At 52.0% G+C, this 13,692-nt stretch carries 12 protein-coding genes; 2 read left to right on the top strand and 10 right to left on the bottom strand.

Annotation, left to right across the window (positions count from 1 at the left end; genetic code table 11):
- Nucleotides 1–289: 289 nt before the first annotated feature.
- From BUF15_RS13165 to BUF15_RS13155, 3 genes are all read right to left on the bottom strand, one after another.
- The gene (locus BUF15_RS13165) at nt 290–1,729 is read right to left on the bottom strand and encodes a sigma-54-dependent transcriptional regulator (protein ID WP_073613956.1); all 1,440 of its coding nucleotides are present in this window, start codon (nt 1,727–1,729) and stop codon (nt 290–292) included.
- Between the two features lie 3 nt (nt 1,730–1,732).
- Entirely contained in the window at nt 1,733–4,375 is a 2,643-nt protein-coding gene (locus tag BUF15_RS13160; protein ID WP_073613955.1) for a hybrid sensor histidine kinase/response regulator, read from the bottom strand.
- Nucleotides 4,376–4,648: 273 nt separating this feature from the next.
- Nucleotides 4,649–5,764 carry a glycosyltransferase family 4 protein gene (locus BUF15_RS13155; RefSeq protein ID WP_073614011.1) on the bottom strand — a complete coding sequence of 372 codons (1,116 nt, stop codon included), beginning with the start codon at nt 5,762–5,764 and terminating at the stop codon, nt 4,649–4,651.
- A 114-nt stretch (nt 5,765–5,878) separates the two neighbouring features.
- Here BUF15_RS13155 and BUF15_RS13150 point away from each other — a divergent pair, with 114 nt between their 5' ends.
- A complete protein-coding gene (locus BUF15_RS13150) occupies nt 5,879–7,069 on the top strand; it encodes a glycosyltransferase (protein WP_073613954.1) in 1,191 nt (396 codons plus the stop codon).
- Nucleotides 7,066–7,494: a YqaA family protein gene (locus BUF15_RS13145; RefSeq protein ID WP_073613953.1), complete on the top strand. Its 429-nt coding sequence runs from the start codon at nt 7,066–7,068 to the stop codon at nt 7,492–7,494. The genes BUF15_RS13150 and BUF15_RS13145 overlap by 4 nt, the downstream gene beginning before the upstream one ends.
- A 7-nt stretch (nt 7,495–7,501) precedes the next feature.
- Here BUF15_RS13145 and BUF15_RS13140 read toward each other — a convergent pair whose 3' ends face one another.
- The 7 genes from BUF15_RS13140 to BUF15_RS13110 form a co-directional block, all read right to left on the bottom strand.
- The gene (locus BUF15_RS13140) at nt 7,502–7,978 is read right to left on the bottom strand and encodes a hypothetical protein (protein WP_073613952.1); all 477 of its coding nucleotides are present in this window, start codon (nt 7,976–7,978) and stop codon (nt 7,502–7,504) included.
- 144 nt (nt 7,979–8,122) lie between these two features.
- Complete coding sequence (locus tag BUF15_RS13135; RefSeq protein WP_073613951.1) at nt 8,123–8,347, bottom strand: hypothetical protein; 225 nt, start codon at nt 8,345–8,347, stop codon at nt 8,123–8,125.
- A gap of 337 nt (nt 8,348–8,684) precedes the next feature.
- Nucleotides 8,685–10,106 (bottom strand): transferase, encoded by a 1,422-nt coding sequence (locus BUF15_RS13130; protein ID WP_073613950.1) that lies wholly within the window; start codon nt 10,104–10,106, stop codon nt 8,685–8,687.
- Nucleotides 10,107–10,176: 70 nt separating this feature from the next.
- Entirely contained in the window at nt 10,177–10,749 is a 573-nt protein-coding gene (locus tag BUF15_RS13125; protein WP_073613949.1) for a CBS domain-containing protein, read from the bottom strand.
- Nucleotides 10,750–10,909: 160 nt separating this feature from the next.
- Nucleotides 10,910–12,208, bottom strand: a complete 1,299-nt coding sequence (locus BUF15_RS13120) for a CBS domain-containing protein (protein WP_073613948.1) — start codon at nt 12,206–12,208, stop codon at nt 10,910–10,912.
- A gap of 251 nt (nt 12,209–12,459) precedes the next feature.
- Complete coding sequence (locus BUF15_RS13115) at nt 12,460–13,272, bottom strand: M48 family metallopeptidase (RefSeq protein ID WP_073613947.1); 813 nt, start codon at nt 13,270–13,272, stop codon at nt 12,460–12,462.
- A 57-nt stretch (nt 13,273–13,329) separates the two neighbouring features.
- Nucleotides 13,330–13,662: a hypothetical protein gene (locus BUF15_RS13110; RefSeq protein ID WP_073613946.1), complete on the bottom strand. Its 333-nt coding sequence runs from the start codon at nt 13,660–13,662 to the stop codon at nt 13,330–13,332.
- Nucleotides 13,663–13,692 lie beyond the last annotated feature (30 nt).

Raw genomic sequence — 13,692 nt, 5'->3', positions numbered from 1 at the left:
AAAAAACAATATGTTATAGGGGTGGGGCGTAAACGTTGTTTCCGATTAGAACTGTTGCGGTCTGAAAAAACAGATTTGCTGGTAATACCTGTAATGGACTTGAGGCGTTCTGCAACAAGGGAAATTGAATTTATATATCTGGAATGGTAACGGAAAATGAACTCAAGCACGATGGCGTCTGTTCAAATTGCTGGTCTGGCCAGTGAGAGCGAGTCTGAAAAAACGGACAAGTTGTTGACGACCATACCAGTTGCACTTCCTGCCCGGTGTGAGCAAGGGTGATGACAGCTTACAGAGAGAGACCGTACTTCTTCAGCAGTGAATAGAAATGTGATCGCGATAGCTCGGATTTATCGAGAATTGCGGAAATATCCCCATTGCACTGGCGGATTAGCTCACTTAGATAGATCTTTTCGGTCATGCCTTTGAACTCTTTCAGAGGAGGGAGGGAACGGTCGAAAATGTCCTTGTAAATCTCGTGTCCGATTTTTCGGACTCCGTCGTTTGCTGGACCACCTTCATTACTGGTTACCTCCGAACCGGTCATCTGTTTTATCTGGGCTTTAGCAACCTGGATACGTAGCTCGCGAGAGAGATGAAAGCTGTAAAGGGTGTTATCCTCGTCGGCATTGACCATCGCCCGTTCGAGAATGTTAAATAACTCTCGCACGTTGCCTGGCCACTCGTAGCTGTTCAGGGTGGTCAGGAGGTCATCGGCCAGGATCTTCGGAGCCATACCGTAATTGTTCTGGAGATACTCCATCCTCGCGACAATAAGAGGCTTGATGTCCTCGATCCGTTTGCGTAACGGTGGTAGCCGAATATGCATCGTGTTGATCCGAAACAGCAAGTCACTTCTGAAATTGCCTTGTTCCACCATCATGTCGAGGTCGCGGTTGGTGGCGGCGATGAGGCGGAAGTTGCTGGTATCCTCCTGTGCCGCACCCACTGGTCGGAAATGGCGCTCCTGCAGGACACGGAGAAAAACCTTCTGCAGTGAAAGCGGCATTTCACCCACCTCGTCGAGGAACAGGGTGCCGCCATCGGCAAGTTTTACCAGTCCCAGCTGGTCGCTCTGGGCGCCGGTGAAGGCGCCTTTGCGGTGACCAAACAGGGTAGATTCAACGAGCGACTCCGTGAGCGAGGCACAATCAATGACGACGAACTTCTGGGCGGCACGTCTGCTGTTTTTGTGAATTGTTCGGGCAAAGAGCTCCTTGCCGGTACCGGTTTCGCCGGTGATCAGTACATTGGCGTCGGATCGGGCGGCCTTGGCGGTGAGCTGTAGGCTGGTCTTGATACCAGGGCTGACGCCTACGACCGAGCTGAGATCGACGCTCTGTTGTTCGGTACGGGCATTTTTTTCCTGGCGGTATTTGAGCGCCCGATTCAGTGTAAGGGTGATTTCTCTCACGCTCGAGGGCTTGAGGATATAATCCCATACCCCACCCTTGATAGCCAGCTCGGCCCCATCCGGATCTCCTTTGCCGGTGAGGATGATCACCTCTGGTGGGTTGGGCAGTGCCATGATCTGCGGCAGGATCTCCAGGCCGTTACCGTCCGGCAGGTGCACATCAAGAAATACCACGTCGTAGCCATTACCATTCAAGCGTTCCAGGCCACCTTTTAAGGTGTGAGCCATATCACAGAGATGGGATTGCCGGGTAATGAGGCTCTCGATGGTTTCACAGGCTTCTATGTTATCGTCGATAATGAGCATCTGGCTCATGAATTACTCCTTGTCATGCACGGCGCTGAGGGCCTTTTTCAGATCATGCCGGTCATAGGGCTTAATCAGAATACGGATGATATTGGGATGATTCTTACCTGCACTGATGGCATCTTCACGGCCAGAAACAAGTATGACCGGGAACTTCTCAAGTTTCTCAGCGAGCTGGGCGCCGTTCATGGTCGGCATGTCATAGTCGGTGATGATGATATCGATATCGCGTGGTTCGGAAAGCGCTCGTTCGAGAGCCACCAGGGGATCTCGGAGCGCTTCGACCCGATGGCCCATATCTCTTAAAATCCTAGGAACGCTGTTCAGCTGGTCCTCATCATCTTCCACAAAGAGGATGGAGAGAGCCTCTGAAGGTGTTGAAATCGCATCCTGATCGGAGAGGATATCGGTGTCACCGCTTTTCGGTAGATAGATCTCAAACGTTGTACCCTCGCCGGAAACGCTCTGCACCTGGATACCGCCCTTGTGGCCTTTGATTATACCATGGACAACGGCAAGGCCAAGGCCTGTACCTTCGGTAATGTCCTTTGTGGAGAAAAATGGATCAAAAATATTATCGATGATAGAGGCATCGATGCCGTGGCCTGTATCGGAGATGGTCATTTTGACATAGTTACCCTGCGGGATGTTCATGACGCCGCTTTTTTCCTGGTCGAGTACGGCATCGGCCAACTGGATGCGGAGCAGACCGCCTTTTTCGCGAAGGGCATGGAAGGCGTTGGTACAGAGGTTTAAAATAACCTGATGTATCTGGGTAGGATCGCTGTCGACAATCATACTGTTGTGGCTAACGTCCACCTCGACGTTGATATTGGCAGGCAGTGAAGCATCTATCAGGCTTAGCACTTCCTGGATCACGACGCTAATGTCCGTGGGTCGGAAACCCTCACTGGAAGGACGACTAAACGACAGGATCTGTTTTACTACCCGGCCGCCGCGTCGGGCAGCTTTGAGTACACGCTGCAAATCCTTGGCGGTTTGAGAGTCAGGATCGACGTCGCCTAAGGCCAGCTCGGTGGAGTTGATGATAGAGGTGAGAATGTTATTGAAGTCGTGGGCAATGCCGCCGGCCAGAGTGCCGATAGCCTCCATTTTCTGGGACTGGATCAGCTGTTTTTCCAGGTTCTGTTCTTTGGTGATGTTTTCGGCCGTACTCAATACACCGACAATTTTCCCAGCCTGATCGAGGAGTGGTACCTTGTTCACTTCCAGCCAGCCCCTGACCCCATTGTGGTCGACAATTTTCCGGCGGACCTTCCTGAATGCCTTGTGCTGGTTGGCTACCGCATAGTCGGTGGCCATGGACCAGCGGCAGTAGTCCGGGTCCGAGATGATGTCGGTGGCGGTGTTCATCACCATTTTCTCCGGGCTCTCTACCCCGAAGAATTCGGTGAAGGAACGGTTGGCGCCAAGATAACGGCCCTGTCCATCTTTCCAGGAGACCAGCTGGGGAATGGTATCCATCAGGGTCTCGAGAAACGACAGTTGCTCAAGTGCCTTGCGCTCAACCTTGCGCCGCTCGGTCATGGCGATCAATAGCGATAAGAGGGCGGTAAGCAACAGGAGGAAACTGACCATGATGGTCCAGAAAAGCTCTTTGGATAACTCATAGAAAATGGTCGGACTGTTGATGATGATCGAGTCTTCCGGCAGCAGTTTCTGATCGATATTCAGTCGTTTCATAACATCATAGTCGAACATGTAGAGGCCGGTCGGTTCAAGCTCGATGGGGATGGTATCCGCCGGTTCGCCATTGAGAATCCTGAGTGCCATCCTGGCGGCGGTTTCGCCGTGTTGACTGCCGGAAAGCAGACGGCCACCAACTACGCCATGACCGAGGAGAAACTCCCAGGCCGTGTACATAGGTACCGAGGAGTGAGCGTAGATCTCTTTCATCACTTCCTCAGTGGTATAGAAACGTCCCTTGATGGTCTGGTACCAGGGGGTGAAAAAGAGAAAGGTGTCGTCGGGAAGTTGTTTTACCCGCTCCTTGGTCTCTTCCAACGAAAGACTGACCCAGATTTCCACATCCAGGTCCGGGTCTGAGACGCGGACTTGCTGCTCCACCTGGTTGGCTATGGCGTGGCCGGTAACCGAGTCGTCGCCGAAGACGATCATGCGTTTTTTGTCGGGATGGAGTTTCCTTGCGATTTTCAGGGTGCGGGCCAAGTCAAAGTTCTCGATAACACCGGTGATGTTTTTCTGGGAGAGATCGACCGTTTCGATGCCGTTGATGCCGCAGAAGACCACCGGCACATTGCCGAAAAGATCTTCCTTGAACTCCTGGATAAAGCTCAGTGCGTCGTTGTCGGAGACGATGATGATATCGAATTTTTCATCCTTGAACTTTTCACGATAAAGGGTGTAGAGCCGGGGTTTGATATATTCGTAGTTATATTTTTTGGCGTCAAGATACTCGATCTGCAGATCGATTTTAAAATCGCTCTGGTTCAGAACTTTGCGAACTCCCTCCAGTACTTGGTCCGACCATTGATAGCCGTCATGGTACGAGTTGAGGTAGAGAACATTCTTTTTCAGTTTCTGGGCAAGGGCCGGCCATGGAAAAAAGAGTAAGAGCAGAAGAACAAGGAGAAAAAGGGTCTGAATCCGACGGGAAAGCTGTACCGTAATCATTGTATACCGCTTGATAACATCCTGATATGTCAAGGTTGACAGTCTCGTAAAAATCTCAAAATCAAGGATGGTTAAGTAAAAATCTTCATATGCGAAGCAATTGAAAAATCGAAGTAACAAAGCAGATGGAGAGCTATTACGACGCCATCAAGGTTGAGAAAGAATACTCCGGTGTAGGTTCCGGTGCGGTCTCTGCTGCAACTATTTCGGGCAATACCTGAGAATGGAGGTTCCATTCACATTGAGCATATCAGATATCGTGCCAAGATGGCACTATCTTTTACTAGCAATCTTTTCGAGAATTTCCGTGAAACCTGCATAGCCTCTTGAAAGCTCATGATGGTCCCGGACGTGGGTGGCGGCCTGCTGCCCCAATGTCCTGCGCAGTTCCGCGTCAAGGATCAACCTGTCGATATTCTCGGTGAACAGATGTGGTGAGGATGCCAGGCTGGTGAGGCCGGTCTGGCCGTTGACAACCGCTTCGCCACCGCCCCAGTCCGAAAATGCCACCACCGGTAATCCGCAGGATTGGGCTTCGAGGTAGACCATCCCGAGCGACTCTTCAACCCCTGGGAAGGCAAAGATATCGGCGCCGCTGTAGACGGATGCGAGTTCATTTCTTGGAATACGGCCGCAGAAGGTGACACGGTTACCCATGGCTTTGCGAGCGAAGGCGTGAAGTTCATCTCGGCACCGGCCATCCCCGGCGATGACCAAATGGATGTTTCTGCCGTTTCGAATGAGTTCCGCGCAGGAGTTCATCACCGTTTTGAGCCCTTCCGACTTCACGCCCGGTCGGAACATCGCGGCAGCCATGACAACCACCTTGTCTCTGACATTCCATTCTTGGCGCTGTTGCTGGCGGCCAGTATCGCTGAAGGTAAAATTGGCGGTATGGATGCCGGGCGGAATATATTGAACCCGTTCGGGTGGGAGAAGCCGCAGCAGGTTTTTTTCATCTCGTCGTTTATTGGTGAATACCATGGCGGCAGAGAGCAGTGCCTGCCTGTTCAGGTAAAAACCGGGGCGAGCCAGGAGTTGCCGGCGCCTTTTCGTTGAATAGATACCCTGAAAAACAACATAGGGGATCTGAAGCCGCCTCGCGCACCATGGGCCGAGAAGATCGGGAGCCTTGTAATAGCAATGATAGCTGAGCCAGATATTCGGATGGTCACCCTTCTGGTTGCGAAGAATCCTCTGTCGTTCAAAAAACAGGTGTAGCAGTTTGCCCGGATGCAGGTAGATCCAGCGGCAGCGAAGTCTGCTGACCAGGCGGCACTGATGGCCGGCCCGGTTCAGATGGTCGTGGATTTCGGTGCCGAGGATGAGATCGCCGGAGGGATTGGGGTGACCCAGTGGCTTGAACGGCATATAGTAGGCGATTTTCATCTTGCGGCCAGATTGGCAGAACATGGTTAAAAAGGATCAATGTGTCTGTAAAGAAAACAGATCCCGCATGATTATGCATGGGAAAAATGTGCATTTTTCGAGTAACCTGCCCTTATGGAACTTCCACGTCTTGATATATTGCTCTACGCCCATGATGGCCGCGGCCTGGGCCATGCCAGTCGCACCATTGCCATTGGTATGGCGCTCCGCCGTGTTGCCCCTGAGCTTAGGGTTCTGTTTGTGTCCGGCTGCAAGGTGAGCCAGGAGTTGATCGGTCGGGTGCCGCTTGACTGGCTGAAACTACCATCCTACGAAACGGAGGTGGTGGGCGGAAAGTCCCGCGGTATTGTCGGGAATTCGATGTTCAGTGACCTGGAACTAGGGGAATTACGGGGGGCGAACCTCGAGCAGATCGTCCGGCTCTATCGTCCCCGGCTGGTGTTGGCCGATCACACCCCGCAGGGGAAGCACCGGGAACTTTTGCCGGCGCTTCACTCGTCCGCTGTTATTGAAACCCGATGGGTGCTTGGGATTCGTGGAGTAGTGGGGGCAGTGCCACAGGCGAGGTCAGAACTGGCGGCGCAGATTTTCATGGACCATTACCGTGATATTCTCTGGTATGGGGATGAAGAGGTCTTGGGCGGTGAGCATCTGGCTCTCGTTCGAACCCAATATGGGGTTGAGCCCATGACCTGCGGTTACGTATCGCGGGTAAAGGAACTGCAGTATTGGCGCACTACAACTGACGACGATGCGCCATCGTTTGCCGGGATTGTGTCTGTGCCCTGGCTTGGCGAATATTCTCTTGGTTTCTTGCAGTCCCTGGCTGAAGCATTACGGATTGTGGGGCCGGACCATGGCGAATGGAAACTGTTTATTGAGTCCGGGCCTTCGGCGTCTCTACAGGTGGAGGTTCAGTCCTTGTTCGCCTCTCTCGAATATTGCCGGTTGCAACCGCTTTCCGGCGCCGAATACCTGCGGTCCCTGTCACAATCACGCTCGGCAGTGATTTATGGCGGCTATAACAGCATCATGGATGTTTTGGCCGAACAAATCCCTGCAGTAGTGGTGTTGCGGGGGATGCAGGACAATGAGCAGCAGCTGCATCTCACAAAGTTATTGGCAGCCGCGGGTGAACAACTGAAGGTGGTCGAGGAGCATCGAGTGGAGGGAAGTCGGCTGGCTGCAATGCTTCTGGCCATCTTGGCGAAAGCCGGTCACTGCCAACATACTGTCAACCTCGACGGTGCTGAACGTGCCGCTGAACAGTTGATTGAGCTTCTCTCCACAAAACTTTTTTCATGACCGGCTATTTGCTGCTGTTTGTTGCCTCGTTTCTGGCAGCCACCATCGTACCTTTTTCTTCTGAGGCCATCCTCTATGGTCTGCTCAAACAGGGAGAGCCGTCCTGGAATTTGATTATTGTTGCCACCTGCGGCAACACTCTCGGGGCGGCGGTCAACTGGGTACTCGGTCGGTATCTTCTCCATTATAAGGATCGACGCTGGTTCTATTTCTCAGAGGATCAGCTTACCCGCATGCAGATGCGTTTTCGAAAATATGGGGTTTGGAGCCTGCTCTTTTCCTGGCTGCCGTTGGGTGGCGATATTCTTACCTGTGTTGCCGGTGTTATGCGAGTGCCCTTTATGGTGTTTCTGCCGTTAGTGGCCATTGGTAAGGGTTTACGCTATATCGTCGTCTTCTATCTTTCTCTAATCCCGCTGACCTGATGGCAGGTTATTCGGAATCCAAGCGCCACCTGCGGTAATCATTTTGTCCTGGGCTAAGTCGAGGTGGCGGTACGATCACAACCGAGCTACCGGGTTCAGCTAGCCAGGCAGTTACCATATAGTACCGGGTGAGCATATATCCTATCTTCTCCGCTTGGGAGGAAAGGATTACTTTTGCCTGATAGTCGTCTTCTCGGAAGAATTCAGTGGAATGGTAAATTTCTCGCCAGAGAGTACCACTCATCTTGGTAGGGTACCAGAATTGGCTGTTGAATGAATATTTTTTGTCCAATGCCAGGTAGGCTACAGGCCGCTCTCCTGAGCCGTTGTAAACATAATAATTATATTTTGCAGTACCATTGTCGTCGAGAAACGGACCTTCTGCCTCAGAGCTATAGATGAGCCTTCCCATATCCCGGTTTGAAGCGCAACCGGGGAGCACTAGAATTGAGATCGCAAGTAAATAAATAATATATCTATTCATTGTTTTCACCGTAGCAAATATGATTTGGTACAAACAGTGATTGTCTCAGAAAAGGATAGCTACAAATGAGAGGGAAGGCAATGCGTCTTGAACGCTGAAGATGAGATTCATTAAGTGGATAGGGCGAGGGGCGGTCGACGAAAATTATCTGGAACCCCAGACAGTATAACCTTGTTTCTCAAGGGCCTGCACACATTTTTCATTTGCCGCAAATGCTTCATCATCCGGCCACTCGCCCTTTACCTCGCAATTTTGAAAGTCGAGGGTGTCAGGGTGCTTTAAGATAACAACTTTTGGTCCTTTCTTGTCCGCGAGGCAGGAGGACAACAGAAGTGTTGTAGCGGCAAGCAGCAGTAGTTTCTTGAGCATGTCCATGGTTCCGTGGAGGTGGCGACAAATTGTTCTTGAATATCTATGCAATATTAGAGCTGATCGAGTGTAGCCCGACTGCTGTAATTTGTCAAAACAAGATCAATGGAGGAAGCTGGAGAGATATCAGATTGCCCGTTTGACGTCAGCAGTGTCAGGGAAAACTCAGTGGAATTGATAACAGGCGAAGGTGAAGAAAGAGTGGAGCGAGGGAGGGAGTGATAAGTAAATTGAACGTGAAAGTGAACCTGGCGGGAAAGAGACAAAAGACGAAACCCTGAATGAGCGCTTGGCTCAATTCAGGGTTTCGTTGAAAAAAGGATATTATGCTCGTCTGCTAAAGCTTTATTATCATATTGGGATACAGTCCTTCCATCTCACCGAACCGGAACGGCTGGATGGTGTTGAGGGAAAGGTTCTGGTTCTTCTGGGCATGACCGGCATTGTTGTGCTCTTCGTCATAGAAGGCGCCGTTCACCTCAAGAATATGTTGAATTCTGTCTTGGAAGGCCTTCACGAATTGTGCTCCGTTACCCTCAAAGTGCATTCTGCCCCGGGTGAAGGATTTTTCGATTTTGGTGAGCTCTGTCAGGGAGACACTGTTTTCTTGAAGATCCCTGGCATTCTTGATCAACCCCCACACCAGGTGTCCCGGTGGGATTTCCAGAGGTTCGTCTATATCGATAATGGTGTGCGGCATGATGATGCACCGTTGGCCTATACAGACCCTGCTTTCTGCAGTTCCCCGGACAAAGCTGTTGAAACCGACAAAGACATTTTCTTCGAGATCGGCTTCGATCAGCTTGGCACCGTGGGCAGTGACATCGAAACCGGCCAGGGTCGAGTTGATAATATAGCAGTTTTCCTGGGCGTTGGCCCCCTTGCCGAGGGCGGAATTCTGGAGGTATGCTCGCTGGGAGACCAGCACGTTCTCGGCGATGGTGGTCTTGGGCAGGATCACCGCGTATCGGTCAAGCGAAGCGCTGGCGGGAATTGTATCGATGACATCGAGATTTACCATGTTGAAGACCCGTTGGAAGGCTCCCTGGTGTTCTTCAATAAAGTCGAAGAGCAGGCCGCTTGGTTGACCATCTTCCATATGCACATAAGGCTGGAGTGCTTCGGGTTTATATCGATAATAAAAATTGAAGTTGTTGGGGCTGTTTACCCAGATTGTACCCGGTTTGATACGGAGGTGATGCACTTCACCCGCCTGGATGTAGGAGTACCTGCCGATAACGCTGTCATGGGCGGTGGTGAGATCGACAGTGGCAAAGGGGCCGAGAAAACAGCCGTCCATTGGGGAGCCATGGATATTTGCGAATTGCATGGCCAGGGTTGAGCGGATAAAGAATCTTTCAGCGGTCTCCGGGTCGTGGGAATAGTTGTGGACCAGGGTCTTTATAAGGGCGCTGTCCCGGATATCGATCACCTCATCGGTGGTGAGTGGTATCGAAAAGTTCTGAAAGGTGAAAGTGGAGCCTTCTCGTTTGAGTTCGTCGCCCCTGATATCGCTTTTGTAGAGTAGGGAATTGGTGACCTTGCATTTACCGAGGAAATAGCTGCCGGCGAGACCGGAATGGCTGAATTCGAGATCAAGTGGGTGATCCGGGGTGATGCCGTAGAAGGCATAGAATTTCGTCATCTTTTCAGGATCAATCAGGTTTTCGACAAAGGGACGGACATCAAAATCAAGTTCTCTGAGGTTGATGTTTACCTGCTGCACAATCCGGTCGTAGAGTTTTTTCAGTTCTTTCATGTTGTTTATTTCGCCTCAAAATGGGTGGAGTTCCAGGGGACGGGACTTCGGGTTCAAAATCTCAAGGATTTCACCCGTTTTGCGGTGCAATGTCGTGCTTCTTCATCTCATGATAGACGGCGGCGAAGACATCGGCAATACGCAGGATTCCGACAATCTGCCCGTTGCGTGTAACGAGCAGAGAGAGATGGGTGCCAGCAACCAGTTGATGGATTGCGGTGTCGATAGAGGCATCCTCGGAGACGAATTCACCCGGTGTCGGTTTCTGCATAAACTCTTCCACTTTTTTGGCGGCGGCGTTTTTCAGATCCTCCTTGCGCATTATGGGGCCGCGTAGCCGGTGCAGCTCCTGGATGTGGGCCATATATTCGGGACTGAAGTTGAAGCTTTTGAGTTCTTCCAGTTCACTATCGAGATCGGGCCTTGTTTCGATGGCTTTCAGTACCCGCAACTGGCCGATCTTGCCCACGACATTCCGATTCTCGTCGAGGACCAGAATGGCCCGATGCTGATACTTGCTGATGGTGTATGCCTCCTGAGCGTGTTCCAGCACATTGATGGCGTCAAGCAGGGTGGTTCCCATCGGCACTGTGGCGTATTCGGAAATCGGCACCATGAGATCCTTGACAGAATAATGTTCCATGTGTCTCTCCTTGTACGAAAACTGTTATGTGAAAATTACGAAAAATGTGACTGCTCCCCGTTGTCGTTAACCGGCAACGGTAAACAGCGGTAATTTGGGTGATGGCGGAGGTGTCGATGACCCTGCCATGCTTCCTGTTTGCCCTGCGATGGAAAGGGAACTATTCGGGTAACAGGTTATAAAAATAATTCAAAATATCTGTTCTGGTGACAATGCCAATGACCTTGTTGTCCTGGACCACGGGCAGATGGCCGATATTTTTTTCGAGCATCAAGCGGCCCACTTTGGCCGGGATGGCATCCGGGGCGACACTGATCAGGTCGCGGGCCATATAGGCCTTGACCGGTTTGTCCCAGTGTTTGTCATTCTTTAATTTTTTAAAGTCCCAGAGCACGATAATGCCCTGTAACTCATCATTTTCCATGACCAGTACCCCTCTGATCTTACGGCGGGACATCATGGTATGGACTTCACGCATGGGAGTGTCCGGGGTGACATGGGATACCGGAAACGACATCAGATCGGCTATCCGTGCGCTTGCTTGCTGTTCGTTTTCCAGGATCTTGATTATGCTGTCGCGGATGGCTACCGCCGATTGCTCACTGAGCCGGATGGTGGCAGAACCCGCTCCGGCATGACCGCCGCCGCCCAACTGGCTCATGATCAGGCCGATATTGATCGACTCCACTCCGCTTCGGCCGATCACTGTGGCCCGGTCGCTGGTGACGAAAATGACAAAGATGGCATCGACGTTGATAATGGAGCGGTAGATGTTAACGACGCTGGACAGTGTCGTGATCTTGTCTTCCAGCGGAACGATGTTGAAGCCGACTTTGAGATCGCTGATGGTCCGCTTTTCAGTAGACTTCATCATCTCAAAGAGAATTTCTTTCTGTTTTTCTTCGTACGGAGGGTTAAGGAATGTGCTGGCAACGTGCAGATCCGCACCATTTTCTAAAAGGAACGCTGCTGCGTACGCGTCTTCCGGAGTGGTGGAGGGGAATGTCAGATGGCCTGTATCCTCGTACAGTCCAATCAGTAGAATGGTGGAGATCAGCGGGTTGAGTTCCATCTCACGCTTTTTCATCTCCCGCACAAAGAGGGTAACGGTGGCACCGATATCCTCCTGGCATACCCAGTTTGCCTGGATGTCGCCGCCTAGAGCGTGATGATCCCAAAGGTGAATATCGAGATCGGTTCGCTTCTTCAGCTTGTCCATCCGGTCCAGCCGCTGCCAGCTGGCAGTATCCACAACAATGAGTCTGGTGACTTTATCGTGTTCGACTTCCTGGGGGAGAATGAGATTGAAGGCGGTTTTGTGGGTGGAGAGGAAGCGGCTGACGTTGCGGCTTGTTTCCTTGGGGACTACGCCAACGCTACCGGGATAGAGCAGGGTGGCGGCGACGATGGAGGCCAGGGCGTCGAAATCCGTCTGCTTGTGCGAAGTGACGATCTGCATGAATTACGGCGCGTAATAAAGAACCATCGGCGGTGAATGTTGATTGACACCGATGATTGCACGTGAAACTGAGTATTTTCTTGAAGAGCACATCGGGAAAGAATACCATATTTCCCGTTTTTTGCGAACTCTTTGTCACTCGCAACACGCCGAAATATCAGCTAATTGTTGTTGCAAAACGCAACATGCCCAGCAGGATTAATGTGAGATCATGAGGTAACCATCTGAGATTCTGGAAATAGAACACTGATTTATTTCAACTGATAGACTGGCCGCGGCCCCGGCTGCTGATACAGCGGCATCATCTTGGCGGTGAGTGCTCTCAGTTCTGTCTGGCGATTGGCAGGTGCTGGGTGAGTGGAGAGGAATTGGGGTGGTTTTGGTCCGCCGACCTTGCCCATCTTGTCCCAGAGGGTGATAGCGGCCCGTGGGTCATAGCCGGCTCGTGCGGCAAGTTCGATCCCCATCACATCGGCCTCGGATTCGGCGGTACGACTGTTGGGCAGCGTAATGGCCAGGGCGGCAGCCATGGCTCCCCCCGACATAGCCAGACCTGAATACTTGCTGTCGCCGGCAGCAAGCGCCACGCCCATCATTCCCATCTGGGTGGCCATGGCCATGGACATTTTTTCGGCGGTATGATTGGCCAGGGCATGCGAGATCTCATGTCCCATAACCTGGGCGAGCTCATCGTCAGTGGGTTTCAGTTTTTCGAGAAGACCGGTGTAGACTGCCATTTTGCCGCCGGCCATACACCAGGCGTTGACCTCCTCCGGCTCATCGATCACCTTGACACTCCAGTCCCAGGAACGGGTGGCTGGAAAGAGGGCGATCGCCTGATAGATGATACGACCGGTAATGGTCCTGACTCGCTGGGAAGTTGCCAGATTAGAGTCAATCTTGCCCTCTTTCTGCAAGGGAAGAAGGGTCTGGACATAGGCTTCACGGGAGGCGCTGATCGCCTGTTCGGGAGACACCAGCATCAGCTGCGATCGTCCGGTTGGGCTGGTGGCGCAGCCAGCAATCAGAAAAAGAAGAAGGAGTACAGAGATCCAGATTTTCATGGTGGAAGTCCTCTGGTTTTGTGGATGCGTTGCTGAAATTGAACAGGCGAGCGATTTTCAGGCCCGGATCATCTCTTCTTCCAGCATCCTGTCGACGAAGTCGAGGACAAACTGGCGTTGAGTGGGCGTAGCGTGGGCAATACAGCTGCAGTGGAGGTTCGACTGGCTGCGGACCAGCAATTCGAAACGGACCTGGTACTGCTCGACCTCCACTGCCAGGTAAAAGGGACCATGTTCTTCATGACCCTGCTGGGCTGCGGAAAGGAGATCGGGCGGGAGCACAATCCAGTAAAGGCCGATCATCGGCCCGGCGGTGAGGGAACGTTTGAGATACGAGTCGATATTGTCCCGCTCCATGGGGGACAGTTCGTCAATGACTATCTGGCGCATAATATCGTTTTATAAGGTTGCTCGAACCGG

This window comes from Desulfopila aestuarii DSM 18488 (genome assembly GCF_900143695.1).
In the GTDB taxonomy this organism is placed as follows: Bacteria; Desulfobacterota; Desulfobulbia; order Desulfobulbales; family Desulfocapsaceae; genus Desulfopila; species Desulfopila aestuarii.
The sequence above is the reverse complement of the archived record's forward strand: the minus strand, read 5'-3'. Positions and strand labels throughout refer to the sequence as shown.

What these genes read in the sequence shown, in the direction of transcription:
- BUF15_RS13165 (WP_073613956.1), bottom strand. Translation starts at nt 1,729, where the DNA reads ATGAGCCAGATGCTCATTATCGACGATAACATAGAAGCCTGTGAAACC.
- BUF15_RS13160 (WP_073613955.1), bottom strand. Translation starts at nt 4,375, where the DNA reads ATGATTACGGTACAGCTTTCCCGTCGGATTCAGACCCTTTTTCTCCTT.
- BUF15_RS13155 (WP_073614011.1), bottom strand. Translation starts at nt 5,764, where the DNA reads ATGAAAATCGCCTACTATATGCCGTTCAAGCCACTGGGTCACCCCAAT.
- BUF15_RS13150 (WP_073613954.1), top strand. Translation starts at nt 5,879, where the DNA reads ATGGAACTTCCACGTCTTGATATATTGCTCTACGCCCATGATGGCCGC.
- BUF15_RS13145 (WP_073613953.1), top strand. Translation starts at nt 7,066, where the DNA reads ATGACCGGCTATTTGCTGCTGTTTGTTGCCTCGTTTCTGGCAGCCACC.
- BUF15_RS13140 (WP_073613952.1), bottom strand. Translation starts at nt 7,978, where the DNA reads ATGAATAGATATATTATTTATTTACTTGCGATCTCAATTCTAGTGCTC.
- BUF15_RS13135 (WP_073613951.1), bottom strand. Translation starts at nt 8,347, where the DNA reads ATGCTCAAGAAACTACTGCTGCTTGCCGCTACAACACTTCTGTTGTCC.
- BUF15_RS13130 (WP_073613950.1), bottom strand. Translation starts at nt 10,106, where the DNA reads ATGAAAGAACTGAAAAAACTCTACGACCGGATTGTGCAGCAGGTAAAC.
- BUF15_RS13125 (WP_073613949.1), bottom strand. Translation starts at nt 10,749, where the DNA reads ATGGAACATTATTCTGTCAAGGATCTCATGGTGCCGATTTCCGAATAC.
- BUF15_RS13120 (WP_073613948.1), bottom strand. Translation starts at nt 12,208, where the DNA reads ATGCAGATCGTCACTTCGCACAAGCAGACGGATTTCGACGCCCTGGCC.
- BUF15_RS13115 (WP_073613947.1), bottom strand. Translation starts at nt 13,272, where the DNA reads ATGAAAATCTGGATCTCTGTACTCCTTCTTCTTTTTCTGATTGCTGGC.
- BUF15_RS13110 (WP_073613946.1), bottom strand. Translation starts at nt 13,662, where the DNA reads ATGCGCCAGATAGTCATTGACGAACTGTCCCCCATGGAGCGGGACAAT.